At 70.7% G+C, this 24,917-nt stretch carries 21 protein-coding genes and 1 pseudogene; 9 read left to right on the top strand and 13 right to left on the bottom strand.

Features of this window, described 5'->3' with window-relative positions:
* Positions 1–674, bottom strand: a 674-nt coding sequence (locus ACIRC0_RS06110; protein WP_403611849.1) for a HAMP domain-containing protein, incomplete at its 3' end; no start/stop codon positions are given.
* Between the two features lie 385 nt (positions 675–1,059).
* On the opposite strand from ACIRC0_RS06110, the gene ACIRC0_RS06105 reads away from it, so the two are divergent.
* On the top strand, positions 1,060–2,442 hold the full coding sequence (locus ACIRC0_RS06105; protein WP_403611846.1) for an amino acid permease: 1,383 nt from the start codon (positions 1,060–1,062) through the stop codon (positions 2,440–2,442).
* A 95-nt stretch (positions 2,443–2,537) separates the two neighbouring features.
* Here ACIRC0_RS06105 and ACIRC0_RS06100 read toward each other — a convergent pair whose 3' ends face one another.
* From ACIRC0_RS06100 to ACIRC0_RS06085, 4 genes are all read right to left on the bottom strand, one after another.
* A complete protein-coding gene (locus tag ACIRC0_RS06100; protein ID WP_403611843.1) occupies positions 2,538–3,086 on the bottom strand; it encodes a DUF1062 domain-containing protein in 549 nt (182 codons plus the stop codon).
* A 264-nt stretch (positions 3,087–3,350) separates the two neighbouring features.
* Complete coding sequence (locus ACIRC0_RS06095; RefSeq protein WP_403611840.1) at positions 3,351–3,893, bottom strand: GNAT family N-acetyltransferase; 543 nt, start codon at positions 3,891–3,893, stop codon at positions 3,351–3,353.
* Positions 3,894–3,999: 106 nt separating this feature from the next.
* Positions 4,000–4,374 carry a VOC family protein gene (locus ACIRC0_RS06090; protein ID WP_403611837.1) on the bottom strand — a complete coding sequence of 125 codons (375 nt, stop codon included), beginning with the start codon at positions 4,372–4,374 and terminating at the stop codon, positions 4,000–4,002.
* Between the two features lie 184 nt (positions 4,375–4,558).
* Entirely contained in the window at positions 4,559–6,595 is a 2,037-nt protein-coding gene (locus ACIRC0_RS06085; RefSeq protein ID WP_403612743.1) for an autotransporter, read from the bottom strand.
* A gap of 430 nt (positions 6,596–7,025) precedes the next feature.
* Here ACIRC0_RS06085 and ACIRC0_RS06080 point away from each other — a divergent pair, with 430 nt between their 5' ends.
* Both ACIRC0_RS06080 and ACIRC0_RS06075 read left to right on the top strand, forming a co-directional pair.
* Positions 7,026–8,111: a family 43 glycosylhydrolase gene (locus tag ACIRC0_RS06080; protein ID WP_403611834.1), complete on the top strand. Its 1,086-nt coding sequence runs from the start codon at positions 7,026–7,028 to the stop codon at positions 8,109–8,111.
* A 1-nt stretch (position 8,112) separates the two neighbouring features.
* Complete coding sequence (locus tag ACIRC0_RS06075; RefSeq protein ID WP_403611831.1) at positions 8,113–9,525, top strand: RICIN domain-containing protein; 1,413 nt, start codon at positions 8,113–8,115, stop codon at positions 9,523–9,525.
* 16 nt (positions 9,526–9,541) lie between these two features.
* On the opposite strand, the gene ACIRC0_RS06070 is transcribed toward ACIRC0_RS06075, so the two are convergent.
* Entirely contained in the window at positions 9,542–11,218 is a 1,677-nt protein-coding gene (locus tag ACIRC0_RS06070; RefSeq protein WP_403611828.1) for a rhamnogalacturonan lyase B N-terminal domain-containing protein, read from the bottom strand.
* 192 nt (positions 11,219–11,410) lie between these two features.
* Between ACIRC0_RS06070 and ACIRC0_RS06065 the strand changes: the two genes are divergently transcribed.
* Positions 11,411–12,451 (top strand): rhamnogalacturonan acetylesterase, encoded by a 1,041-nt coding sequence (locus ACIRC0_RS06065; RefSeq protein WP_403611825.1) that lies wholly within the window; start codon positions 11,411–11,413, stop codon positions 12,449–12,451.
* Between the two features lie 145 nt (positions 12,452–12,596).
* Positions 12,597–13,457 carry a hypothetical protein gene (locus ACIRC0_RS06060; RefSeq protein WP_403611822.1) on the top strand — a complete coding sequence of 287 codons (861 nt, stop codon included), beginning with the start codon at positions 12,597–12,599 and terminating at the stop codon, positions 13,455–13,457.
* Positions 13,458–13,666: 209 nt separating this feature from the next.
* Here ACIRC0_RS06060 and ACIRC0_RS06055 read toward each other — a convergent pair whose 3' ends face one another.
* The 3 genes from ACIRC0_RS06055 to ACIRC0_RS06045 form a co-directional block, all read right to left on the bottom strand.
* Positions 13,667–14,014: a hypothetical protein gene (locus tag ACIRC0_RS06055; protein WP_403611819.1), complete on the bottom strand. Its 348-nt coding sequence runs from the start codon at positions 14,012–14,014 to the stop codon at positions 13,667–13,669.
* A gap of 195 nt (positions 14,015–14,209) precedes the next feature.
* Positions 14,210–15,310, bottom strand: a complete 1,101-nt coding sequence (locus ACIRC0_RS06050) for a glycosyltransferase family 4 protein (protein WP_403611816.1) — start codon at positions 15,308–15,310, stop codon at positions 14,210–14,212.
* A 228-nt stretch (positions 15,311–15,538) separates the two neighbouring features.
* Positions 15,539–17,677 carry a glycogen debranching N-terminal domain-containing protein gene (locus ACIRC0_RS06045; protein ID WP_403611813.1) on the bottom strand — a complete coding sequence of 713 codons (2,139 nt, stop codon included), beginning with the start codon at positions 17,675–17,677 and terminating at the stop codon, positions 15,539–15,541.
* Positions 17,678–18,062: 385 nt separating this feature from the next.
* Between ACIRC0_RS06045 and ACIRC0_RS06040 the strand changes: the two genes are divergently transcribed.
* Complete coding sequence (locus tag ACIRC0_RS06040; RefSeq protein ID WP_403611810.1) at positions 18,063–19,151, top strand: cellulase family glycosylhydrolase; 1,089 nt, start codon at positions 18,063–18,065, stop codon at positions 19,149–19,151.
* Positions 19,152–19,233: 82 nt separating this feature from the next.
* On the opposite strand, the pseudogene ACIRC0_RS06035 reads toward ACIRC0_RS06040, so the two are convergent.
* Positions 19,234–20,215, bottom strand: a pseudogene (locus ACIRC0_RS06035) (phosphotransferase enzyme family protein).
* Between the two features lie 124 nt (positions 20,216–20,339).
* Positions 20,340–20,927 carry a TetR/AcrR family transcriptional regulator gene (locus ACIRC0_RS06030; protein ID WP_403611807.1) on the bottom strand — a complete coding sequence of 196 codons (588 nt, stop codon included), beginning with the start codon at positions 20,925–20,927 and terminating at the stop codon, positions 20,340–20,342.
* Positions 20,928–21,166: 239 nt separating this feature from the next.
* Between ACIRC0_RS06030 and ACIRC0_RS06025 the strand changes: the two genes are divergently transcribed.
* The gene (locus ACIRC0_RS06025; protein ID WP_403611804.1) at positions 21,167–21,805 is read left to right on the top strand and encodes a CBS domain-containing protein; all 639 of its coding nucleotides are present in this window, start codon (positions 21,167–21,169) and stop codon (positions 21,803–21,805) included.
* A gap of 15 nt (positions 21,806–21,820) precedes the next feature.
* On the opposite strand, the gene ACIRC0_RS06020 is transcribed toward ACIRC0_RS06025, so the two are convergent.
* Positions 21,821–22,006 (bottom strand): DUF397 domain-containing protein, encoded by a 186-nt coding sequence (locus tag ACIRC0_RS06020; protein ID WP_403611801.1) that lies wholly within the window; start codon positions 22,004–22,006, stop codon positions 21,821–21,823.
* Positions 22,003–22,866: a helix-turn-helix domain-containing protein gene (locus ACIRC0_RS06015; protein ID WP_403611798.1), complete on the bottom strand. Its 864-nt coding sequence runs from the start codon at positions 22,864–22,866 to the stop codon at positions 22,003–22,005. Before ACIRC0_RS06015 ends, ACIRC0_RS06020 begins: the two co-directional genes overlap by 4 nt.
* Positions 22,867–23,020: 154 nt before the next feature.
* Here ACIRC0_RS06015 and ACIRC0_RS06010 point away from each other — a divergent pair, with 154 nt between their 5' ends.
* Together ACIRC0_RS06010 and ACIRC0_RS06005 are read left to right on the top strand one after the other, a co-directional pair.
* Positions 23,021–23,452 carry an ATP-binding protein gene (locus tag ACIRC0_RS06010; protein ID WP_403611795.1) on the top strand — a complete coding sequence of 144 codons (432 nt, stop codon included), beginning with the start codon at positions 23,021–23,023 and terminating at the stop codon, positions 23,450–23,452.
* Positions 23,453–23,651: 199 nt separating this feature from the next.
* Positions 23,652–24,893: an MFS transporter gene (locus tag ACIRC0_RS06005; protein WP_403611792.1), complete on the top strand. Its 1,242-nt coding sequence runs from the start codon at positions 23,652–23,654 to the stop codon at positions 24,891–24,893.
* The last annotated feature ends 24 nt before the right edge of the window (positions 24,894–24,917 follow it).

Genomic DNA, 24,917 nt, shown 5'->3' with positions numbered 1-24,917 from the left:
GCGTCGACGGTGATCTTCTGGGAGAGGTCGCCCTGGGCGACCGCGGTCGTCACCTGGGCGATGTTGCGGACCTGCGCGGTGAGGTTGCCCGCCATGAAGTTGACGGAGTCGGTCAGGTCACGCCACACACCGGCGACGCCGGGCACCTGGGCCTGGCCGCCGAGCCGGCCCTCGCTGCCGACCTCGCGGGCGACGCGGGTGACCTCGTCGGCGAACGACGACAGCTGGTCGACCATCGTGTTGACGGTCTCCTTGAGCTGCAGGATCTCGCCGCGCGCCGGCACGTCGACCTTCTGCGACAGATCGCCCTTGGCCACGGCGGTCGCCACCTGGGCGATGTCACGGACCTGCGTGGTGAGGTTGCCCGCCATGGCGTTGACCGAGTCGGTCAGGTCGGCCCAGGTGCCCGAGACCCCCGGCACCTCCGCCTGACCGCCCAGCGTGCCCTCGGTTCCCACCTCGCGCGCCACGCGCGTCACTTCCGAGGTGAACACGGACAACTGGTCCACCATGCCGTTGAAGACGGTGGCGATGTCGCCGAGCAGACCCTCCCCGTCGGACGGCAGCCGTGTGCCGAAGTCGCCGTCCCGTACGGCGGTCAGTCCGGCCAGAAGCTGCCGCAGCTCCTGCTCACCCGGGCCCCGATCCACAACCTCGGTCGCTTTGCTGGTCATGCGCACCTCGTTCCGCTCCCCAAGAGTCCTCACGCCGAGGACTCGGAACCGCGCCGGGCCTCGCCCATCGCCCCGCATTTCCGCAGTTCACGGATCTGCCCGATGAGAAAATCCGTCGCAGGTTAACCCAGTTGTCCTGCGGCGGACAAAGCGTCGCGGAAACATCTCAGCTCGCCGAAAAAAGGCCCGTGAGGCAGGCATGTGCAAGCCGGTCCGGGGTACTCAGCGAAGTTTTCGCACCGGTGGCCGGGAGGGCGACCGACGGCCTTGTATGTCCAGGACGTGAACAGATCGCCCAGCATGTGGAATGCCGGGTTACGATCCAGCCCTTCCCGCCCCCCTCCGTGCACCCTCGCACGGCCATCCCCCGTCACCCGAAAGCGTCATGACTGCCACCAGCACCACCGAGGCGACCGAGCCGGAGCGCGCCCCCGCCGCGCCGGGCCGCCGCCGCACCTTCGGACTCGCCGCCGCCACCGCCCTGGTGATGGGCAACATCATCGGCGGGGGCATCTTCGCCCTGCCCGCCGCCGTCGCCCCGTACGGCACCGTGAGCCTGCTCGCCTTCGTCGTGCTGTCCGTCGCCGCGGTGCTCCTCGCCCTCCTCTTCGGCAGGCTCGCCCGGCGCAGTCCCGTCACCGGCGGCCTGTACGTCTACCCGCGTGACGCGTTCGGCGACTTCGCGGGCTTCCTGTCGGCCTGGTCGTACTGGACGATGTGCTGGGTCAGCATCGCCGCGCTCGCCGTCGCGGTCGTCGGCTATGCCGACGTGCTCATACCCCTGCACGGCAACCACACCCTCGAGGCCGTCGTCGCCCTGGCCGCGCTCTGGCTGCCGGCCGCCGCCAACTTCGCGGGCACCCGCTGGGTCGGCGCGGTGCAGGTGGTCTCCACGGTCCTGAAGTTCGTGCCGCTGCTCGTCGTCGCCACCGTCGGCCTGTTCTTCCTGCGCGCCGACAACTTCGGCCCGTTCAACGCCTCCGGGCAGAGCGTGACCGGCGCGGTCGCCTCCTCCGCCGCGCTCCTCCTCTACAGCTTCCTCGGCGTCGAGTCCGCCGCGATGAGCGCCGGCGAGGTCCGCGACCCCGAGCGCACGGTGGGCCGGGCCGGTGTCCTCGGCACCCTCGGCTCCGCCCTCGTCTACCTCCTCGGCACGGTCGCCGTGTTCGGCCTGGTCCCGCACGACAAGCTGTCCAAGTCCGGGGCGCCGTTCGCGGACGCCGTGGACGCGATCACCGGCGGCCACTGGGGCGGCACCGCCATCGCGCTGGTCGCCGTCGCCTCGATCACCGGCTGCCTCAACGGCTGGATCCTGCTGGCCGCGCAGATGCCGTACGCCGCAGCCCGCGACGGGCTCTTCCCGGCGCCGTTCGCCCGCGTCGGCAAGGGCGGGGTGCCCGGATTCGGGGTGTGGGCCTGCGCGGTCCTCGGCACACTGCTGATCGCCCTGAACTACACGGCGGGCCCGGACACCACCTTCCGCGTCCTCGTCCTGGTCACCACGTTCACCGGGTGCGTCCCGTACCTGCTGTCCGCGGCGGCCCAGTTGTACTGGCTGGCGCAGGGCACCCGCGACCGGGTCCGCCCGGCAGGCCTGGTCCGCGACCTGATCGTCGCGGCCCTGTCCTTCGCCTTCTCCTTCTGGCTGGTAGCGGGCGCGGGCTACGCGGCCGTCTACCAGGGCGTGCTGTTCCTCTTCGCGGGCATCCCGGTGTACGTGTGGCTGCGCGGACGCCGGGAGGCCTCGCTGCCGTCCAGGCTTTCCTGACCCTCCGGCGGCTCGGCCCGAAAGCCGGGACGCCAGAAGCACCACCGGGCCTGTCCGGCGGTCCTGCCGGACAGGCCCCTGGTCCCGAGGAGGGCTCAGCGCTTGAGCGTGAAGGTGAAGTCGCCGGAGAGCTTGCCGTTCAGCCGGACTGCCGAAACGAGTCTCCCCTCCGTGATCAGTCTTTCGACCTCGGCCCGCGGAAGACCGCAACCTTCAGCGACCAGCCGCACCGGCCGGACAGGGATCCGCGCCGCGAAGCGGACCGAGACGTCGATCACCTCGCGGTCCAGGTGATCCGATCCGCCGGTGTCGAGGCGCCAGGCGTTGTCCCAGTCCAGGGAGATGCGATTACGGCGCCGCACGACCGGATCCTGGAGCAACTCGGCCGCGAGGCCGGGGTCGTTGTCATGCAGCCGGTCCAGAAGCGCAGGTCGTACGGAGCGCACATTCATCCGCTCCAGGACCGTGAGCTTCGCGGTTTCCCCGCAAGTCGTACAGAGCACGAGGAGCCAGGCGTCGAGGAGCTTGTGGTTCGCGTTGACGCGGAATTTGCCGTTCGCCTGGAAGCGCTCGGACGCGCACGCGTGGCAGCGGCGGAGTACGAGCGGCAGGCAGGTGGGCATGACCACCCAGTTCGTGAGCACAGAAGTACACCGGTTTCAGTGAGAAGTCCGCAGCAAAAAGAAGCGCGGCGCACATGCGCGACGCGCGACCGATCAGCGCTCGGGAGGTCTCACAGGGTGTACAACGGCACGTCCTTGCTCAGACGACTTGGCTCGGCAGCACGGTAATGGCGCACAACGGCGCTGTTCCACTGGTTTTCGAGCGCTTCGCTGCCTCTGCGCTCGCGGTTGGCCCGCCGCTCCTTCGGCTCGGGGGTGGTGTGCTCGGGGTGCTTCCAAGAGGTCCTAGCCCGTCGAGTCCGGCTTCCAGTCCTGGGCGAGGAGCCCGAGCAGCACCTCGTCCAGGAACTCGCCCATCACCCAGGCCGAGGAGCGCAGCACGCCCTCGCGGACGAAGCCGTTGCGCTCGGCGGCGCGCAGCATCGCGGCGTTGTCCGACAGCGTCTCGATCTGCAGCCGGTGCAGGCCGCGCACGACGAAACCGTAGTGGCACAGCACCGCGACCACGTCGGTGCCGTAGCCCTTGCCTCGGCAGGACGGCAGCAGTCCGAGGCCGATGTGCGCGGACCGGTTGTGGGTGTCGATGCCCCACAGCGTCGCGGTGCCGACCAGCGTGCCGCCGTCCAGCTCCACCACGGAGAACGGGACGAGCCTTTGCTCCTTGTCGTCCACCACGAGCCGCGGATCCTTCGAGCCGGGCGTGATCGGCCGCCACGGCCCGCCTTCGGCCCGCGAGGAGTTGACCACGTCGTCGTAGAGTTCGGTCCGCAGGACCGGTATGTCGTCCTCGTGCCGGGCCCTCAGCCCGACCTTGTCGCCCTTCAGCATGAAGGCTTCGTATCCGACCGGGCCGACCCGCGGCAAACGAATAGCAGGCCGGCTCAGTCGGTGTGGCGGCGGTAGCCGCCGAGCCAGGACAGTGGGCCCGGTGGACTCAGTGGAGGCAGAGGCAGAACGGATGGCCGGCCGGGTCCGCGTAGATCCGCCAGTTGGCCCCCGGGCGAAGCTGGTCCGTCCGCTCCAGCACGGTCGCACCGAGGGCGAGCGCCCGCTTCTCCTCCCCGTCGAGATCGTCCACGTCGAAGTCCAGGTGGAGCTGTTGCGGGCGCTCCTGGCCGGGCCATTCGGGCGGTCGGTAGCCGTCCACCCGCTGGCAGGCCAGCGGCGTCCCCTCGAACCCGTGCACCTCGACCCAGCCGGCATCCTCGGAGTCCGCGACCACCCGGCCACCGAGCAGTTCCGCGTAGAACTCCGCGAGCCGTACCGGATCGGCGCAGTCCAGCGCGACCGCCTGCAGCTTTCGAATCACTTCCGACACCCCTCGCTCTTCGGGCGCTTCCGCGACGCCCCCGTACGGGAGGGGTCGTACCCGCCACCGCGGCGGGCATGCGCGGTGGCACGCCGGAGCACTGCCGGGCTTCACCGGGGCGCTCGAACAGATGCGGTGGGTACTGGTGGAACGGCCACCAGTACCCGAGGGCACCCTCCCCCTGTCATCGAGCCGCGTGCCGTCCGCCCTGACGTCCGCCGCCCTCTCGTGCGCCCTCTCTGGCGCCGCGGCTGCGCTCACGGAGGATCGCCGCGACCAGCAGCCCCGCCACCATCGCCACGCCCAGCGCGTACCCCGGCCACCACGCCAGCGAGCCGCCCTCCGAGGTGTTCGCCGCCCGCGGGTCGTCCGGCGCGCCGGGCGACGGGGCGGTCAGCGCCTGGGCGGAGGGGGTGGCGCCGACGGCGGTCAGGACGACGTCGTTGCCGTCGCCGCCCCGATAGCTGATGCGGTAGGTGGTGTCGGCGAGCCTCACCTTCGCCCCTTCCGGCAGGTCCGTGAACGTGCCGACGGTCTTCGTGGGGCCTTGGTGGTCCAGGACGCTGATCTGCCGGGCGGAGGGTGATCCGGCGTCCGACAGATCGAGCTCACCGGCCAGCCGGACCCGGCCCGCCACCTTCAACCGGCCGTCGCGAAGAACCAGTTGGCCACCAGCGTGCTGCGTGTAGTCACCCGTCACCGTGAGCCCGCCCGTCACCGTGCCGTCGTTCGTCACCGACCCGCGTACTGTGCCCCGGCCCGTCAACGTGGTCGCCACCCGCAGGCCCGCCGGGCCCGTGTCGAGCCGCGCGCCCTCCGTCGTGAGCCGGATCGCCTTGCTGTGGGCGAGTGTTGCGCCGCCCCGCAGCGCCAGGGTGCCGTTGGTGACGGTCGTCGTGCCCGTGTAGGTGACCGCCGCTCCGGTCAGCATGGTCGTCGCGGCTCCGGACTGCACGAGCGAGCCGCTGCCGCCGATCCGGGACAGCGACACGGCCGTCGAGGTGTTGCGGACGACCAGCGTGCCGTCGTCCACGATCCGCGTCCGCGCGGTGCCGGTCATCAGCGAACCGTCCTCACCCGGCTTCCCCGAGCCCAGCCGCAGCACCGCCCCCTTCTCGACGGTCGTCGACCCGTCGTAGTACTGCCGGGCAGCGAAGGTGACGTCGTTGCCGCGTGTCCCCGCGATGACGACGTCCCCGGCGCCCGGCGCGGCCAGCGTGTCGTGGTACCGGCCGCCGCCGATGGGGGCGCCCAGCGTCACCGGGCCGTTGTAGTCGAAGGTGAGCAGCGAGCGCCGCCCGCTCGCCTCGTGCAGGTTGATGTAGACGGTGTCCTTGGTGCCCGGCATGAAGATCCGGTGCGTGGTGCCGTCGCCCCACTGGACGTTCGCGCCCTCGATGTTGGTGCCGCGTTTGTTCAGTTGATGCGGTACCGATCGCCAGTTGAGGCCGGGGTCGCTGAGCGAGGGGTTCATGTCGCCGCCCTCGTCGCTGTAGCTGTACTGGCCGGTGAGGACCACCTTGCTCCCCGGCCGTGAGTGGACGTTGACATCGCTGCCGTACTCCCGCTGGTAGAAGTCCTGGCGCAAAGTGATCGTCTGGTTCAGCGGGGTGTCGATGATCCAGGAGCCCTGGTTGAGGATCGCCCGGGCGTTCGGCAGCGCGACGGGGAACTCGGGGCGGCCGGCCGCCGTGCCGGTGCCGTTGTCGATGACACCGGAGAAGGGGTGTGTCCCGGCCAGGTCGAGGGTGCCCCACATGTTCCGGGGCTGGGTGACCAGGCCCGAGCCGCTGATGGTGCCGAGGTTGAAGGTACGGGTCAGGGACAGGCGCAGAGTGCCGTCCACCCGGATGTTCAGCTGGTTGAGCTGGTAACCAGGGGTGTTGTACGGGAAGTGGCCGATCAGGCCGCTGCCGCCGCCCGTGCCGTACTGCAGCGTCGCACCGCGCTCCACCGTGACCGCGGGCGGGTCGGGGTTCGTCACCGTGGTGTACGGGTGGTTGCCGCCCTGGGTCGTGACGCGTTGCCGTTGCCGGGAGGTGGGCAGGGTGAAGTCGCTGTCCCTGGTGAGGATGAGGGTTCCGCTGCCGCGCACGGTGAGCGTGCCCTCGCCGCGGAACACCCCGCGGTAGGTGGTCGTCCTGGCCGGCACGGTCACCACCGTGTCACCGGAGAGCGTCACGTCCCGGCCGGCGAGCACGTCCGCGGTGACGTCGTGGATTCCGGCCGCGGAGGCCGGGGCGAGTGAGCCGAAGGGGCGCGTCGGTGCGGAGAGACCGAACGGGCGGAGGCCCGAAGGGCTGAGCACGATCGGGTTCTCGGCACCGGCTGAGGCGCCCCGCAGGCGAACGGAGCTCAAAAAGTGGGGAGTGGAGAGCGTGAAGGCGACCGCCGCGAGGGCGCCGACGGCCGCCGCTGTTCTGTGGGTATGGCTGCGCACGGTAGGGGGACGGGCGGACGGGGCCGCCGATAACAGAAAATCGGCAAGCGGTTTCCGGCTTGTCGCTCCGGACCCGTTGACCTCCCGGTACCACACCTTTACCTTTTCGACGTTCGGAATGGCAGATGCAGTACGAGATTTCGAACATCGTAAGTGCACTGCACCGCATCCCCGTTCCCCGTTTCCCCCCACCCGGAGAGGCGAGTCTCGCATGAGCCGCGACCCCGACCTGCCCGATGCCCCGAGCCGCAGACTGATGTTGAAGGGTGCCCTGGCCGCGGGCGCCTTGACCGCGACCATCGGCGTGGCCGAGGCCGCCGCGCCCGCCACCGGCACGAAGGCAGCCCCGTACGTGAACCCGCTCGTCAAGCAGCGCGCCGACCCCCACATCCACCGCCACACCGACGGCTTCTACTACTTCACGGCCACCGTCCCGGAGTACGACCGCATCGTCCTGCGCCGCTCCCGCACGATCAACGGCCTCACCACGGCCGCCGAGTCCGTCATCTGGCGGGCCCACCCCACCGGCGACATGGCCGCGCACATCTGGGCGCCCGAGCTGCACCGCATCGGCGGCAAGTGGTACATCTACTTCGCCTCCGCGCCCGCCGAGGACGTGTGGAAGATACGCATCTGGGTGCTGGAGAACAGCAACCCGAACCCGTTCAAGGGCACCTGGGTGGAGAAGGGGCAGATCAAGACGGCCTGGGAGACCTTCTCGCTCGACGCCACCACCTTCACCCACCGCGGCACCCGCTACCTCGCCTGGGCCCAGCACGAGCCCGGCATGGACAACAACACCGCCGTCTGGCTGTCCGAGATGGCCAACCCCTGGACGCTGACCGGGCCTCAGATTCGCTTGTCGACCCCCGAGTACGACTGGGAGTGCGTCGGCTTCAAGGTCAACGAAGGCCCTTACGTGCTCCAGCGCAACGGCCGCGTCTTCCTGACCTACTCCGCGAGCGCCACCGACTACCACTACTGCATCGGCCTGCTCACCGCCGACGCCGACAGCGACCTCATGGACCCCGCGAGCTGGTCCAAGTCCCCGACGCCCGTCTTCACCAGCAACGACACCACCAAGCAGTACGGCCCGGGCCACAACTGCTTCACCGTCGCCGAGGACGGCCGCACCGACGTGCTCGTGTACCACGCCCGTCAGTACAAGGAGATCACGGGCGATCCCCTGAACGACCCCAACCGCCACACCCGGGTCCAGAAGCTCGGCTGGAAGCCGGACGGCAGTCCGGACTTCGGCGTCCCGGTCGCCGACACCGCGACGGCGGGGGGCGTGTGAGATGAGACGTGCGTACGCGATCCTCCTCGCCTGCTGCCTGGCCCTCGCCGGCGCGCTCGCCACCGCCGGTTCCGCCCAGGCCGCCGCCCAGACCGTCACCAACGGCGTCCAGTTCACGGACACGACGGGCACCGCCCTGCACGCGCACGGCGGCGGAGTCATCAAGGTCGGCGGCTACTACTACTGGTTCGGCGAGGACCGCAACTCCGACAACACCTTCAAGTCCGTCGACGCCTACCGCTCCACCGACCTGAAGAACTGGGAGTTCCGCGGCCACGTCCTGAGCCGGTCGAGCGCCTCCGAGCTCCAGACGGCGTACATCGAGCGGCCCAAGGTAATGTACAACGCGGCCACCGGCACGTTCGTGATGTGGATGCACAAGGAGAACGGCACCGACTACAGCGAGGCCCGCGCCGCCGTCGCCGTCTCCGGCACCGTCGACGGGAGCTACACCTACCGGGGCAGCTTCCGCCCGCTCGGCCAGTACATGTCCCGCGACCTCACCACGTTCGTCGACACCGACGGCACCGGCTACATGGTCTCGGCCGCCAACGAGAACTACGACCTGCACATCTACAGGCTCACCGCCGACTACACCGGCATCGCGAGCCTGGTCGCCAACCCCTGGCCGGGCGGCCACCGTGAGGCCCCCGCGCTGTTCAAGCGGGGCGGCGTCTACTTCATGCTGACGTCCGGCGCCACCGGCTGGAGCCCCAACCAGCAGCGGTACGCCACCGCCACCAGCCTCGCCGGGCCCTGGACGGCCATGACCGATGTCGGCGACGCCACGGCCTACGGCTCGCAGACCGCGTACGTCCTCCCGGTCCAGGGGACCTCGGGCACCTCGTACCTCTACATGGGCGACCGCTGGGGCAACTCCTTCGGCGGCACGGTCAACGACTCGCGGTACGTCTGGCTGCCGCTGACCTTCCCCACCTCCACCTCGATGTCCATGTCCTGGTACCCGGAGGTCACCGTCGACACGGCCGCCGGGACGATCGGCGGCACCAGCGCCACGTACAACACGCTGATCGCCCGGCACAGCGGCAAGTGCGCCGACGTGACCAGCCAGTCCCTGTGGCAGGGCGCCCAGACCAAGCAGTACGGCTGCAACGGCGGCACCAACCAGAGGTTCTGGTTCAAGTCAGTCGGCAGCGGCTACTACCAGCTGATGGCACGTCACAGCTCCCTGTGCGTACAGGAGAACGCCAGCAGCGTCACCCAGGAGAACTGCGACGCCTCCGCGACCGGCCAGCAGTGGTCGGTGACCACCACGGGCTCGTACGTGACCATCAAGTCCCGGGCGACCGGCGAGTGCCTGGACGTGTCCGGCGCGTCCACCGCCGACTCCGCCGCGATCATCACCTACACCTGCAACGGAGGCACCAACCAGCAGTGGACGCGCGGAACGTGACCACCCTGCGGGGGACTCAGGCCAGCAGGTCGATCGCGTCGATCGCCGTACCGGCGCTGAGATAGCCCGTCGACCCCGAGCCGCTCACCACGTTGATCTTCAGCACGTTGTACTGGCTGGTGTCCGTCAGCCAGGCACTGGCCGGAACGCTGTAGGTGAACGTGTAGTTGTTGCCCCGGTACGAGCCCACGGTCAGCGACCGTGTGCTCGGCTGGGTGGGCGGCGAGGGGATCGACGAGGTCCAGTTGTTGACGGTGATCTGCGGCCGGCCGTTCGCGTACGCCGTCGTCACGCCGATCCGCAGGGTGTGCGCGGCGGCGGCCTGCGCCGCGGACAGCCTGAAGTAGACGATCAGTCCGCTGTTGACGTCCTTCCACAGGTAGCAGGGGAAGGCCGATGTCTCGCTGCCGCTGCCGATCACCACGTTGCCGGTCCAGGATGCGGCCCGCACGTCGGACGGGTGGGCGTACGTCATCAGGTCCGCGTTCTTGAACCCGCTCGGCGTGCCGTCCCAGGTGCCGATCCGCCAGATCGCGCTCGCGTTGCCCGGGTCGTTGGAGGACGGGATGGTGATCGTGTTCAGGGTGGTCGTGGCGCCCGCCGAGACGGTCACCGAGCCGGTGTGCACGGCTAGTTCGCCCTTGTAGACGGTCAGCGTGTACGTCCCCGGCAGCACCCGTGGGATCGAAAACCAACCGTCGGAGGCCCGGGCGGAACCCCAGTACTGCGCCGCGGAGTTGGCCAGCCCCACCGTGTACGCGTACGCCGTGTCCCGGCCCGCGATGCCGACGCCGGCGACCCGGCCCCTGCCGCCGTCGGGGACGTACCCGGAGATGCCGAGCGAGTCGGCCCATGGGGTGGTGAGAGTGTCGTGGTACAGCGACGACGAGGGCGCCCCGCCGTCCGTGAACGCGATGACGTACGGGCCCTGGAGGCCGTAGCGCTGGGCCTCGGTCTGGTTCTCGCCGTAGTACAGGATCTCGTACAGGCCACCGCCGTCAGTGCTCTGGTGCCGCAGCAGGGAGCGGTAGAACGGGCCGCCGGAGGCCTTCTCGTGGTTGCTGCGCACGATCCACAGGCCGACCCCGCCGGCCGCCCAGCCGATGTAGTCGTAGTCGATGACGCGGCGCTTGGAGTAGTGCTTCGAGCGGGTCTGGCCGTCGGACTTCTCGAACACGTCCGAGGCCTCGATGGTGGTGGGCGCGTAGGTGTAGGAGTCGGGCTCGTCGTTGAGGAACTTGCCCGCCTTGACGCGCACGATGTACCGGGTCGCCGTGACGGACGAGTCCGCCTTGTCGGTCCACAGGTAGATGTTGTTCTCGCCGCTGCGGGCCGCGTAGTAGTGCCGCAGCGTGCCGTACGCGACGGAGATCAGGATCGTCGAACCGGACTGCTTGACGGTGACGGTGGAGGTGCCGAGGCCGGACTCGATGTGGGAGTTCTTGCCGCCGTAGCCCTGGTACTCGGTGCCCCGGTAGACCAGCGAGGTCAGGTCGCCGTTGGTCTTGCTGACCTTGAAGACGAGGTTGGCCCCGGTGTCGACGACGTAGTTCGAGCCGTCGTCGCTCCATCCGAAGCTCGCGGCCGACGCGTGCGGTGCGAGCGGGCCGGCGAGGGCCGCGGTGCCGGCGGCGGCCGCGGTGCCCAGCACGAAGGTACGGCGACGGACCGGTCTGGGATCGGTTCCGGACATGGGGGATGCCTCCTTCGGAGGTGGGGGGTGCTCGGGTGTCTCGCAGGGTGACAGTTGAATCGATTTCGCGAAAGGGCTTTCACGGTAAGGAAGTCGGCGGTCGTGCGAATTCGTGCCGACCTCTAGAAAGCGCTTGCCAGAAGGGGTACGTTCCAGCCCCCAGGGTCCTGTCGTCCCCTCGGAGGAGCCGCAATGAGACGTTTCACCCTCGCGCTGCTGGTGGCGCTGACCGCCGCCTCCGCGCTCCAGGCCGCACCGGCCCAGGCCCACGGCCGTGCGCCGGGCGGCCTCGGCATCGAGAACTGCTCGGCGACCGCCTGCCACTTCGACGTGCCACCCGGCGACTACGACGTGAGCGTGGAACTCGGCGGTGCGGTCGCCTCCAGCACCGCCATCACGGGTGAGACCCGGCGCTCTTTGCTTCCGGAGACGGCCGTCGACGCAGGACGCCGCGTCCACCGCGGCTTCACCGTGAACGTCCGTACGCCGGAAGGCGAACCCACCGGCCCGGACGGCTCCCCGGGCCTCGACCTGACCATCGGCGGCCCGGCCCCGGCCCTCGCGGACATCCGGGTGACCCCCGCCCGCCACTTTCGCCACATCTTCCTCATCGGCGATTCGACGGTGTGCGACCAGCCCGCCGACCCGTACTCGGGCTGGGGCCAGCAGCTGCCGCAGTACCTCCGCAAGGGGCTCGCCGTCGCCAACTACGCCGACTCCGGCGAGAGCACGGTCACCTACCTCGCCAATCCCCAACTCTGGGCGACCGTTCAGCCGTTGATCCGCCCGCACGACCTGGTCCTCGTCCAACTCGCCCACAACGACAAGCAGACCGACGAGACGACCTACCGGACGAACCTGGAGACCCTCGTCGCGGGCGTGCGCGACAAGGGCGGTGAACCGGTGCTCGTGACACCGATCGTCCGCCGCTGGTTCAATGCCGACGGTACGCTGAACAACAACACCGCGCTGCTGGTGAACGGCCTCGGCGTGGACCACCCCGCGGTGATCCGCTCGGTGGCCGCCGCCGAGCACGTCCCGCTCATCGACCTGACGGCCAGGACCAAGGCGCTGGTGGAGTCCCTGGGCGTCGAGGGCTCCAAGTCGATCTACCTGTACAACGAGAAGCGGGACAACACGCATACGTCCGTCCATGGCGCGACTGTGTACGCGGGTCTGGTGCGCGACGAGTTGGTGGCGCAAGATCTGATACCGGAGGGTCTTTCACGTTAGGCCCCGTCCGGACGGGGAACTCGCCGACAGTCCCCGACCGAAAGCCCCTGGGGCGTCCCGACCGGAACCGGGGCGCCCCAGGTCTGTGCCTCGGTTCGCCCCTGAGGGGCGGCCCGGATGCCAAAGGGCCGCTACAGTGCGCCGCATGGGGGAACACGACAGACCGCTGCCCCGGGCCGACGTGGTGCTGCGCGGGCGGGGGACGACCGCGCGGCTGCGCGCCGGAGACCTGCTGCTCGAGGGTGGCGGGGTCCGACGGCGGATCCCGTTGGGGGCTGTCGAGCGGGTGGAAGCCGGAGGCCCACGCGGGGCGACCCTGGTTCTGACACTGACGTCCGACGATTCGCACCCGCAGACGTACGAAGTGCACAGTGGCAGCCCGCCGGCGGTGCGCGCCTTCGCCGCGGCGGTCGCGGAGGCCATGCCGGTCAGGGACGCGGATGAACGCCGCGGTGACGGCTCACGGCTGGTCGGAGTGGAACCGCTGCCGGACGAGCCGAAGCTCCTGGACCGATTTCCGCGGGGACTCCTGATCGGGGCCGGGGTCTGGTTACTGGTGCTCGCGGTGATCCTCGTCCGAGCGGAGGACAAGGAGCGCGACGGCGTGCTGTGGATGGTCGCGCCGCTGTTGTCGCTGCCGGGCGCCATGGCCGTGCGCGCGCTCTGGACGGGTATCCGCGATGCCCTCGTGCTGCCGAGGCGCGGCATCACGGTGGTGGGACGGCTGGTGGACACGGAGGTCGACTCCGAGGGGTATCCGTCGACGTACGTCTACGAGTTCACCGGCGTGGACGGCGGAGTCCACCTGCATCGGGGGTCGTTCGGCGGCGAGGAGTCCATCGAGATCACGTACGATCCCGGGCGTCCTGCCCGCTCACGGGTGCACGGGCATGCGGCGGCCTCCGCCGTCTGGACGTTCTTCTGTGTCGTGCTGGGGGTCCCGATGTTCGTGGCCGGAGCGGCGATGACCCTCGTACCCCTGCTGGATCTGCTGCCCCGCTTCTGAGGTCTGCCGCCCGTCGCAACAGCGTCACACTTCGGCGGGCGCCGAAACGACAGGCCCCCAGCGTGCCGTCATGAGTCGAACCGGGCCCACCTCGCCGTCCCGCCCGCCCTGAGGGTCTCCCAGCCCGGCTACCGCCCGCCGTCGTCCCGTTCGGGCTGCGCGGCCGGCACCACGTGCCAGCTGCCGCGGTGCCGTCCCGGCTCGCTCCGTCAGGCCGGGGGAGGACCGGCCCGGTCCTCCAGGCTCGCGGCGGGATCGCTCGCCGCACGTGCCCTCGCCCACGCGTGCCGGTGCTGGGTCGCCGCCCTCGCCAGGGCCACCGGGTCGCGGTCGAGCACGCCCCGGACATGCTCGGCCGACAGGGCCGCCCTGGTCGGCTGCAGGTCGCGTACGTCCTCGGTGACGGCGCCGATGTGCCGGGCCAGGCCGCGGTGACCGGTGTCCACCGCGATCCGGGCCGCCCAGGCCGCCGCGCCGGGCACCGTCGCGAAGAGCCGCACCAGCGGGGAGGCCAGCGGGAACCGCAGCAGCCGCGGGTCGGCCTCGGCCTCCTCCACGGTCAGCCGGCGGCCCCGATGTACGCGAGCGTCCTCCGGTTGCGCGCGGTGCCCACCCGCAGGGCGAGGCCGAACTCCCGGCAGTGGCCCAGGGTCAGCGCGTGCACGCGCGCGGGCGGGGCAAGCAGTCCTGCCTCCGCCCGCGCCTGCCTCGACGCCTTGCGCCGCAGCGGGCTGCCGGGACCCGGACGGCCGTCAGGCCACCGGCAGCATGTCCTCCCGCCTGGGTGCGGGCACCAGCGGCGCCGGGGCCGTCGTGGTGGCGGCGATCACCTTGCGGTACACCGCCTCGTACCCGGCCGCCATGGTGTCCGGCTGGAAGTGCTCGATGACATGGTTGCGGCAGTCCCGCGAGTCGATCGAGCCCACCGCCTCGACGGCGTCCGGAAGTTCGGCGGCGTTGTCGCGGACCAGGCCGGTGACGCCGTCGAGCACGACCTCCGGCACCGAGCCGCGGCGCAGTGTGACCACCGGCGTGCCGCACACCATCGCCTCGATCATCACCATCCCGAACGGCTCCTCCCACTGCAGCGGGAAGAGCAGGCAGCGCGCCCGGGCCAGCAGGTGCTTCTTGTGCTCGCCCGTCACCTCGCCGAGCCACTCCACGCCCCGGCCGAGGCGCGGCTTGATCTCGGCCTCGAAGTAGGCCTGTTCGGCGGGCTCGCTGCACTTGGCGGCCAGCTTGATCTCGCGGCCCGCCGCGAGGGCGGCGTCGATGGCCAGGTGCATGCCCTTGTCGGGGGTGCAGCGGCCCAGGAAGAAGACCCAGTCCTCCTTGTCCCTCCGGTAGGGGAAGTCGGAGGCGCGCAGGGCGTTGTGCACGGTGCCGGCCCAGTTGAGGTCCAGAGCCTGCGAGCGCTGCGACTCGGAGATGGCGACGAGGTGCACGCTGTCGCCCAACTGCCGGTAGTAGTCGCCGGGTTCGCCGTCCAGCGGGCCGTGCGTGGTGACCACGGTGGGCACGCTCCGGCCGCGGGCGAGCAGCGGTCCTGCGAGGGTGTGGTCGTGGACGACGTCGACGTCGAGGTCGTCCAGGAGGCGTCCGGCCGCCGCGGTGTGCCACACCTCGGGCAGCGGTTCGCCGAGGCGGGGGCCCTGGGGCACGTCGTAGGTGCGCAGCATGCGCTGGGCACGGGTGCCGTTGCGGCCCGCCGCGATCAGGGTGACGTCGTGGCCGCGGGCGACCAGCGCGTCGGTGAGGTCGGCGCACATCGCCTCGATGCCCCCGTAGGCGCGCGGCGGGAGCTCGAACCACGGCGGCGCGACCATGGCGATACGAAGCGGCCGGTTGCTCACGTACGGCTCCTTTCGTCATGGGTGAGCCTTTCGGGGCGCGTCCCTGCGGCTCACGGTCGCGCCCGGGCCTCCGCGCACGGCACGGCGACGCCTCGCCATGGCGTGCCATGTCATGCCCGGATGCGCGGGCGGCGGATGTGGGTGTCACCGGCCGCGGGCAGCGTCGACCGCGGCGGCGGTTCGGGAGGAGGGAAGGTCTCGGGGAGTGCGCTGGAACGCTGCGGTGTGTCAGCGTGGCGGGTCCACCGCCGCGCAGGCGCACCGCTCCTGGCTCACCGTCACACCGGACGGCAGCCCGGTGACCTCGGCGGTGCCGTCCTCGGTGACCGTCACGCCGACCCGTGCCGTGCCCACCGGTACGTCGGTCAGTCGAAGGGCGCCGAAGCGGGCGGGCAGGTGCGGGTCGAGGCGGACCACGCCGTGCGGGACGCACACCTCCGCACCCAGCAGCACGCGCAGCAGGTGCAGGGGCGTGGCGGACGCCCACGCCTGCGGTGAGCAGGCGGCCGGGTACGGCACCGGCCGGCCGTACACGGCGCGGTCGAAGCCGCACAGCAGCTCCGGCAGCCGCCCGCCGAAGGCCGCCGCGGCGTCCAGGACCGCCTCGGCGACGCGCCGGGCGTGGTCGGTGAATCCGTAGCGCATGAGCCCGGCGGCGACGATGCCGCTGTCGTGCGGCCACACCGAGCCGTTGTGGTAGCTCATCGGGTTGTACGCGGCCATGGAGGTGGCCAGGGTGCGCACCCCCCAGCCGCTGAACATCTCGGGCGACAGCAGCCGTTCGGCGACCGTGTGCGCCCTGTCGGCGTCGACGATGCCGGTCCACAGGCAGTGCCCCATGTTGGAGGCCAACGCGTCGACCGGCTGCTTCTCACCGTCCAGTGCCTCGGCGTACCAGCCGTGCTCCGGCAGCCAGAACCGTTCGTTGAAGCGCTCCTTGAGCTGCCGCGCCCGCTTGCGCCAGTGCCCGGCCGCGTCCGGGTCGTCGAACCGCTCGGCGAGCAGCGCCCGTGCCAGATAGGCGCCGTAGACGTAACCCTGGACCTCGGCGAGTGCGATGGGGGGCTCCGCGATCCTGCCGTCGGCACTGTTCACGCCGTCCCAGGAGTCCTTCCAGCCCTGGTTGGCCAGGCCCCGGTCGGTCGCCCGCCGGTACTCGACGAACCCGTCGCCGTCCCGGTCGCCGTACTCGTCGATCCAGGTCAGCGCCCGGTCGGCATGCGGCAGCAGCGCGCGTACGGCGTCCGGTTCGACGCCCCAGCGGCACAGCTCCCCGAGCAGCATCACGAACAGGGGAGTGGCGTCGACGGTGCCGTAGTAGACCGTGCCGCCGAGCGCGAGCGACGCCTCGACACCGAACCGCAGTTCGTGCGGGATGCGGCCGGGCTCCTCCTCGGTCACCGGGTCGGTCCTCGTGCCCTGATGGCGGGCGAGCGTCTGGGCGGTGCCGAGGGCGAGCTGGGGGTCCAGGGGCAGCGACATCAGCGCCGTCAGGATCGAGTCCCGCCCGAACAGCGCCATGAACCAGGGCGCGCCGGCCGCCACGACGGGCGTGTCGGGCCGCTCGGGGTCGAAGATCCTGAGCGCCCCCAGGTCCTGGCGGCTGCGGCGCAGGGTCAGCGCCAGCGACTCGTCGCCCACCCGGATCCGCGGCCCCGACGCCCGCCACTCGGTGGTCCGCACCGAGGGCCCGGCCTGCTCCACCGGCCGCTCCAGCGGGAACGACGTCGGCGTCTCCACCCCTTCGATCACCGGAGTGACCAGCACGGACGACCGCCAGGTGCCGCGCGGCGGGACGACCGCCCGGAAGGTGAGCTGCCCGGGGGAGCTGATCGCGCCCTCGGCGACGATCCGCACCCCGCGGCTCTCCCCGCGCCACTGCCGGGTGAGGGCGAGGACTCCGTCGCCGTAGTCGACGCCGTACTGGCCGCGCGGCCTGACCCGCCCCTCCTTCACCTCGAACAGGTCGGCGAAGTCGGCCTCGACGCGCAGCGTGAGCACACAGGCGGCGGCCTCGTTGCCGAGGTTGCGCAGCACCAGGTCCTCGCGCATGCCCGCGCCCACGAAGCGGCGCCGCTCGAGCAGGACGGTGGCTTCGCTGTACCCCGGACGCGGCCGGGCCCTCCCCAGGAACAAGGCCTCGTAGGGCTCCTGCGCGATGACGGAGAGCGGGTCGATCTCCTCGTCGTCCAGGCGCAGTTGCCACACGGACAGGATGCGGGTGTCGCGGTGGAAGAGCCCGTGGGGCGTGCCGGGCACGAGATCCCCGCCCCGCTCGGACAGGCAGAAGGACGACCCTTCGATCAGGGTCACGGAGTCCCCACCGCTCTGGGTGGCTTCCCCGGCGAACGTCCAGCCCTCGCCCATCGATCACCGTCCTCGTGAGAAGTCCTCGTGAGAAAGACGATTCGACCGGGTTTTCTTATACGACGGAGCTCAACTTTCCTGCAAGTCCGCGCACGGCTTCGGCGTTGTGCCCGGCTCAGGTCCCGAGCGGCCGAACCCGCGCGCCCCCTTCCCGTAATGGTTTGACGAAGTCCTGTCGGATGTCTTGACACCCCCGGCCGACTGCGGCGAGGCTCTCGCCCGAAAGGTGATCGTCCGAGCGTGACCGCACGTCAGGCTCCCATGGCTTCGGTTCCGTGCCTGCCGCTGCCGCCCCAGGGCACCGCAGGTTCTTCCTCCCCCGGTCCGCGGTTTTGCGCGTCCGCACGCCGTCTCGCACCCCACCCGCACAGGAAGGTCCCCGCACATGTTCCGCTCCGCCCGCAGGGCCGCACACCGCACCACCAGGCTCACCCGCACCGTCGTCGCGGCGGCGGTCGCCCTGAGCAGCGGTGCCCTCATCGGCCTGGCCACCGTCCCGGCATCGGGCGCCGACAGACCGGCCGCCTCCCTCAACCCCAGCCAGTTCAACGGCGTGAACTGGGCCGACCCCCGCGACAACTACGCCAACGACCCGGTGGTCCTGTCCGGCCTGAGCCTGTCCGACGACTACGCCACCACCTACGCCAAGGCCAGCGGCGTCATCAAGGGGTTCCGCAAGAACCTCCAGGCCAACACCGTGCGGCTGCCGATCAACCCCTACACCGTGAACGGCTCGTACTGGAGCTCCTACCGCGCCGTCATCGACGCGGCCACCGCCCACGGCTTCAAGGTCATCCTCAGCTACTGGGAGGGCACCGGGGCCCAGAAGGACGGCTTCGTCGACAACCTGCCGGACTTCTGGCGCATGTGGGGCACCGTCACCAGCGCCTACCAGCGCAAGCCGCTGGTCTACTTCGAGCCGATGAACGAGCCGCACGGCTACACCGCGCAGGCGTGGGCCGACCTGGCGGCACAGTGGATCAGCACCTACCCGGCCGTCCCCAGGAACAGGATCTTCGTCAGCGGCAGCGGCTACAACGACAGCGTCGTCAGTGTCTGCGCGGACCACCGACTCGACGGCACGTACCTGTCCCTGCACCACTACGGCTTCTGGAAGCAGAGCGCCACCTACTCGGAGTGGGTCAGCGACCTCAAGGCGCGCATCGGCTCGTGTGCCTCCCGCACGGTCGCGGACGAGTTCGGCGCGCCCATGACGACCGGCCTGGACTACAACCAGCCCGCCTCGGCCAGCACCGACCCGAACTCGGTCGCCTTCATCCAGGCCGACACGGACGTCTTCCGGGAGCTCCACATGGGCTCGGTCTACTGGCCGGGCCTGCGCACCGGCGACATCTACAGCATCCAGACCCTCACCGGCAGCGGCACCCACCTGGGCCTCGCCACCACCAACGCCTCCGGCGCGGACCGCCTGGCCTGGGCGTGGGGCAAGGGGCACCCGGCGACGGAACAGTAACCACAACCCGGTGGCCCCGGGGGAGGCAGCGTGTGCGCGAGACGCTCCGCGAACTCCTCCGGGGTCTTCGCCCGCCGGCGTTTCACCACACAATCTCGAGTGCCGCGGTCAACCGGGAGACGACGGCCAGGTCCGGGACGCCGCGCAGGCAGGCGATCGACCTGGTCGCCGGCGAACTCGCGCTGCGCGGCGGTCACGGTCGGGTCGACGGCGCACTCCGCTTGCACGTGGATGTAGTTCAAGTGCGTCGCGAAAAGCATCGAGAAGGAATGCGGATCCTTGATGACGGCACGGCCTCCGGCGCTCCGGTAGGCCCGCACCAGTCGCCGGGCGGAATCGGTGTTCAGCCGGTTGCCGCCCGACCACACGAACACGGCCTGTGCGAGCTCCCGTTCCGCCGAGGTGGACCCGGCGTTGTCCCAGTCGAGAAGAACCGGCCCGTTCGAGCCCACCAGCACGTTCTGGGGCTGCAGGTCGAGATGCGACGTCACCAGATCGCCGGGGTCGGCCGGGGTCACCCAGTGCGCCAGCTCCGCCGCGGAAGTGGCGACGAACCGGCCCAGCGCGTCCGACCACGGCAGGCCGGCCTGATGAACCTTCTTGAGGAGGTCTTTCCAGTCGGCGTCCCGGGGGCACTGCTCGTACCAGGCGTTCGGCGTCTCGCTCGCGCCCTCTCCCGCTCTGTGCAGCAGCGCCATGGTCCGGCCGAACCAGTCCAGGACGTCCGGATCCGACGCGTCCGCCTCGGTGCCGTCGATCCAGTCGTACAGCTTGACGTAGGACCCGCCCGAGGAAGGGGCGAGCTGCGACACGTACGCCCCGTGGCGATTGGGGAACAGCCGCGGTGACGCGATTCCCAGCTTCTCGGCGGCCTCCCGTAATGCGGCCTCCCGGCCGACCTGTTCTTCGTCGCAGCCGAAGAGGAGTTCCTTCACGGCCCATGAGGACCCGTTTCCGGAGAGCTTCCAGATCCGGCCCAGTGCGCCGCGGGTGACGGGCGTCATCGTCCACGGTCCGGAGCCGAGCCGGTAGGTCTCCGCTATGAAGTGGGCTGTGTCGTGCATACAGGCACCTCTCCGGATGCTGACGGGCAACGCCGACTATCGCATGCGGGCTTCGGACTCTCCCGGCGTTGACCGGCGTGGGCGGTCCAGGGAGGGCATGGGGCTTCGACCACTCGGCGCGCGGTCAGGCAGGGCGCGTCATCTCCTCCCGGGGCCAGTTCTCCAATGCCACGTGCAGGGCCTCGACGGCCTTGTCCCACGAGGCCTCCACGTCGCGGGGCGCACCGAAGCCCCCTGTGGCCTCCAAGGCGCAGTAACCGTGGAAGGTGCTGCGCAGCAGGCGTACGGCGTCGGTGAGGTCGGGCTCGTCCAGGCCGTAGGCGCGGAGCATGCCGTAGGTGATCTCGGCGGTGCGGCGCAGGGCGGGGGAGTCCGCGACGAGGGACTGGTCGATGCGGATCTGGGTCGCCGCGTACCGTCCCGGGTGCCGGTGGGCGTACTCCCGGTAGGCGCCCGCGAAGGCGGCCAGCGCCGCCTTGCCGGCGCGCCCGGCGACGGCGGCGGCGATGCGGTCGATCATCTCGCCGCCGGCGAGCAGGGCGATGCGGGTGCGCAGGTCCTGGAGATTCCTGACGTGCGAGTACAGGCTGGCGTCCTTCACGCCGAAGTGGCGGGCCAGCGCGGAGACGGTGACGTTCTCGAAGCCCGCCTCGTCCGCGAGGTCGGCTGCCGCCGCGACGATCCGCTCGACGGTGAGTCCGGCACGAGGCATGGGTCGTCCTTAAACCTTGGGGTCCTAGGGATGAGGCTAGCCCAGCTAGGATCGACTCGGGGGCGGATTACGGTGCCAGGCCGAACGTCACTGGTCGCCCGGACGGCATGGTGCTGTGATGGGTGGGTGGAACGGAGTGGACGTGCCGGCGGGGGCCGCGGAGGCCGACGCGTCGTGCGCTGTCCGCTCCGGCGGTCCGATCGCGGCCGCCCCGTCGCATCGCGGAGGAGGCTGATGTCATGCTGCACCGCCGCACGGTCGGTGACGTGATGACCGAGGAGGTGGTCACCCTCCGCGCCGACACACCGGTCCACGAGGCCGCCGCCCTGCTGGACGCCAACGACATCGCCGCGGCGCCGGTCGTCGACGAGGACGGCGCTCCGGTCGGCGTCGTGTCCGCGTCCGACGTACTGCGGCACGAGACCGGGATGCCCGATCCGCAGGGTCGGGACGGGGACGGCGAGCGTGCCTGGGGAAAGGCGCGGGCCCGGACGGCGGGCGCGCTCATGAGCAGTCCCGTTCACACCGCCCGCGCCGACTGGACGATCCCCCGGGCCGCGCGGGAACTCCGCAGGCGGCACGTCAAGCAACTGCCGGTGGTCGACGACAACGGCCTCCTCACCGGCATCGTCAGCCGCAGCGACCTGCTGGACGCCTTCATCCGCTCCGACGACGAGATCCGCGGCGAGGTCGAGCGGGACGTCCTTGGACGCCTCCTCGGCCTGGGTGAGGGAACCATCACGGTCGAGGTCCGGGAGGGTGCCGTCACCCTGCGGGGCCACGTCCCGGAGCCGCGTCTCGGGCCGGTGGTGGTGGGGCTGTGCCAGGGCGTCGACGGTGTCGTCGCCGTGGACGCCCATCTGGTCACCGACCGGTGAGGAGGCCGTATCGCGTCACCCTCGGGTGGCGACCTCTACGAACTCCGTCCAAGCGGTGGGGGAGAGGGTGAGCCGGGGGCCGGTGGGGTTCTTCGAGTCGCGGACGTGGATGGTGGTGGGGGAGGTGGCCACTTCTACGCAGTCGCCCTGGCTACCGCTGCTGTAGCTGCTCTTGAACCAGTTCAGTTCAGTGGTGCTCATAGCGCTCCTCGCATCTCCCGGAGCAGGCTCACTGTGTCAGCAGGGGTGAGAGCCTGTGAGCGCATCTTGGCATACCGCTGCTGAATCAGGCTGATCTCCTTCCGGTCGGTGATCAGTACGCCCGTTTGTTGACCTTCCGAGTACGCGAACCACTCGTTGTCGGGTGTCTCCAGCAGTTGGGCGGGGCCGTCGAGACCCGCGTGGTCGGGTTGATGGAGCGGCATCAACTGGATCTCCACATTCCAGTGCCGGTCGTTGAGGTCCAGCAGGTGGTCGATCAATTCTCGGGTGACGTCCTCACCGCCCGTGCGCCGCTCCAACACGGCCTGCTCAATGATGAAGTTGAATGCGGTCGGCTGCTCGCGGCGAGTGCTCAGCAGCTCCTGACGAGCGAGCCGTGCCGCGACACGCTTCTCGACCTGTTCCTCCGTCGGCAGCGGCGGCACGCTCCAGATCACAGCCCGTGCGTACGCGTCGGTCTGCAACAGGCCCGGCACTACACGGCATTCGTACGTGTAGAGACTGATCGCCTGCTCCTCCAGGTCCGCCCACTTGCGGAACCACGACGCCAGCCCTGCCTCGCGCCCCACATGTTTGTAGACCCCTCGCAGCGCCCCGAACGCGTCCAGCACCTCCTCCGCCCGCTCCACGAACGCCCGCGGCGGAAAGCGTCGGCCCTGCTCGATCGACGCCACCGTCGCCGGTTGGTAGCCGACGAGTGGCGCGTACTCCTCCTGCGTGTACCCCGCCCGCTTCCGGAACGCCTTGTGCGCCGCCCCGAACGCCTTCATGCTGTCGGACGGTTCGGGCTCGCTCGTGCTCGTGGCCGTGGTCGTGCTGCTGATGGTGCTTTCGGTCATCGGCGTAACCCCCGAGTGCACTGGTGACAACCCCGCAAGTGCCCCCAGAGTCACGCACCGTGACTCCCACTGTCCACGCCGTGAACTCGTACGGTGCGCAGCGTACGAGTGCCGTGCCTGGTCATACCCCTGTGACCTGCGGAACCGTCGGACCATGCACGCAGACCCCCGGCCTCAAGAGCTTGTCACCGTACGTACGTTCACCCAGCTGTTCAGCTCCACACCGCGAGGTGCCCGGCTCGCGCGGCGGCTCGTGGCGCACCGCTTGGACGCGTGGGGGTTCCCGTACGACAGCGACGCCGGCCGGAACGTGGCCCTGGTCGTCGCCGAACTCGCCGCCAACGCCGTCCGGCACGGCCGCGTCCCGGGTCGTGACTTCCGGGTCCGGCTGCTGTGGCAGGGCACCGGTGTCGTACGCGTCGAGGTGGCCGACGCGCGGAGTGAACGGCTGCCCGTGCTGCGCGAACCGGACGCCGAAGGCGGGTACGGGCTCAGGCTCGTGGCCGCGGTCTCCGAGCGGTGGGGCACGGAACCGCGGCCGTACAAGGTGGTCTGGGCGGAGGTGAGCGTCAGGCGTTCGGGTTGAGGCCGTTGGAAGGAGCCCCGGGTCGGCTCGACGGCGTCCCACTTCATCTCGTTCTCGGCGGTGACGGAGTTGAACTGCTGCCGTGTCGCAGACGGCACGAGCGTGGCGGGACGGCTCCAGGCCGCCGCCTGGTCGGCGTACGGTGGTACGTCTTGATCGTTCGTCGCGCTCGAACGTGTGTGTGCAGGGGGGAGCTGCCGTGGGGGAGGCCGCAGGTGTCGGATCGCCGGGGCGGAACCGGGACTTCGGGATCTTCTGGGCCGCGCAGACCCTTTCGGTCCTCGGTGACTCCTTCGCCCTGATCGCGCTGCCGCTGCTGGTGCTGGAGGCGACCGGGTCCGTCGCTCGGATGGGGCTGTTGACGGCCGTCGGAGGCGCGGCGTCGGTGCTGGCCGGGGTGTTCGCCGGTGTGGTGGTGGACCGGTTGGACCGCAGAAGGCTGCTGATCGCCTGCGACCTGGTGCGGATGGTGCTGTACGGGCTGGTTCCCCTGGTGTGGCTCGCCGGACCGCGCGTCTGGCTGCTGTACGCGGTCCTGCCGCTGTGCGAGGCCGTCGGAATGGTGTTCTCGGTCGCGTACGTCACCGTCGTGCGGGGCCTGGTCGACGGCGAGCGGATCACCGCCGCGAACGGCCGGCTGAACGCGACGGCCGCGGCGGCGGGGGTGGCCGGCCCGCTCGGCGCGGGTGTCGTGGCCGCGTGGACGGGGCCGGCCGGAGCCGTCGCGGTGGACGCGGTCAGCTTCGGCGTGTCGGCCCTCTGCCTGACCCTTGTACGGCTGCGGCGGTCCCCGCCGCCCGACCCGGCAACCACCCGGCGGGGACTGTGGAAGGACCTGCTGGCGGGCGCGTCCTTCCTGCGGCGCCACCCGGTGCTGCGCGCCCTGACCGTGCTCCTGTCCCTGTTCAGCTTTCTGGAGCTGGGCCTCAACGACGTGCTCATCTACCACCTCAAGCACGACCTCGGGCAGAGCGACGGCACCGTCGGCACCGTCCTCGCGGTCGGCGCTCTCGGAACCATCGCCGGGGCCCTGCTGGTGGCACGGGTACGGCAGGGGCTCGGTTTCGGGCCCACCTGGATCGGGGCCGTGACCGTCTGCGGCTGCGCGCTCGCCGGCATCGGCTGGGCCCGTCACGTACCGGCCGTCGCCTTCCTCATGGCGGCCTTCCTCGGATGCGTCAGCATCGCCGGGACCTGCTCCATGTCCCTGCGCCAGCAGGTGACGCCCGAGCACCTGCTGGGCCGGGTCACCTCCGCGTTCTGGACGATCCACTACGCGGCGGCCCCGGTCGGCGCGGCCGTGCTCACCTGGGGGGCCCAGCACCACGGCACGGCGGCGGTGGGGGTGGTGGCCGGGTCGTGCTGCGTGGGCATCGCGGCCCTGGCCCTGCTCACACCCGTACGGACCCGGCACCCGGAGACGGCCGCCGAAGCCGCCTGAGCGGCTCCGGCGTCGTCGGAGCCC

The organism is Streptomyces sp. NPDC093984, from assembly GCF_044764595.1.
GTDB lineage: Bacteria > Actinomycetota > Actinomycetes > Streptomycetales > Streptomycetaceae > Streptomyces > Streptomyces cynarae.
This window is presented reverse-complemented; position numbering and strand designations above follow the sequence as displayed.

Excerpts from the sequence above, each read along its gene's own strand:
- ACIRC0_RS06105 (WP_403611846.1), top strand. The coding sequence starts at position 1,060 with ATGACTGCCACCAGCACCACCGAGGCGACCGAGCCGGAGCGCGCCCCC.
- ACIRC0_RS06095 (WP_403611840.1), bottom strand. The coding sequence starts at position 3,893 with ATGCTGAAGGGCGACAAGGTCGGGCTGAGGGCCCGGCACGAGGACGAC.
- ACIRC0_RS06080 (WP_403611834.1), top strand. The coding sequence starts at position 7,026 with ATGAGCCGCGACCCCGACCTGCCCGATGCCCCGAGCCGCAGACTGATG.
- ACIRC0_RS06075 (WP_403611831.1), top strand. The coding sequence starts at position 8,113 with ATGAGACGTGCGTACGCGATCCTCCTCGCCTGCTGCCTGGCCCTCGCC.
- ACIRC0_RS06070 (WP_403611828.1), bottom strand. The coding sequence starts at position 11,218 with ATGTCCGGAACCGATCCCAGACCGGTCCGTCGCCGTACCTTCGTGCTG.
- ACIRC0_RS06065 (WP_403611825.1), top strand. The coding sequence starts at position 11,411 with ATGAGACGTTTCACCCTCGCGCTGCTGGTGGCGCTGACCGCCGCCTCC.
- ACIRC0_RS06060 (WP_403611822.1), top strand. The coding sequence starts at position 12,597 with ATGGGGGAACACGACAGACCGCTGCCCCGGGCCGACGTGGTGCTGCGC.
- ACIRC0_RS06045 (WP_403611813.1), bottom strand. The coding sequence starts at position 17,677 with ATGGGCGAGGGCTGGACGTTCGCCGGGGAAGCCACCCAGAGCGGTGGG.
- ACIRC0_RS06040 (WP_403611810.1), top strand. The coding sequence starts at position 18,063 with ATGTTCCGCTCCGCCCGCAGGGCCGCACACCGCACCACCAGGCTCACC.
- ACIRC0_RS06030 (WP_403611807.1), bottom strand. The coding sequence starts at position 20,927 with ATGCCTCGTGCCGGACTCACCGTCGAGCGGATCGTCGCGGCGGCAGCC.
- ACIRC0_RS06025 (WP_403611804.1), top strand. The coding sequence starts at position 21,167 with ATGCTGCACCGCCGCACGGTCGGTGACGTGATGACCGAGGAGGTGGTC.
- ACIRC0_RS06020 (WP_403611801.1), bottom strand. The coding sequence starts at position 22,006 with ATGAGCACCACTGAACTGAACTGGTTCAAGAGCAGCTACAGCAGCGGT.
- ACIRC0_RS06015 (WP_403611798.1), bottom strand. The coding sequence starts at position 22,866 with ATGACCGAAAGCACCATCAGCAGCACGACCACGGCCACGAGCACGAGC.
- ACIRC0_RS06010 (WP_403611795.1), top strand. The coding sequence starts at position 23,021 with ATGCACGCAGACCCCCGGCCTCAAGAGCTTGTCACCGTACGTACGTTC.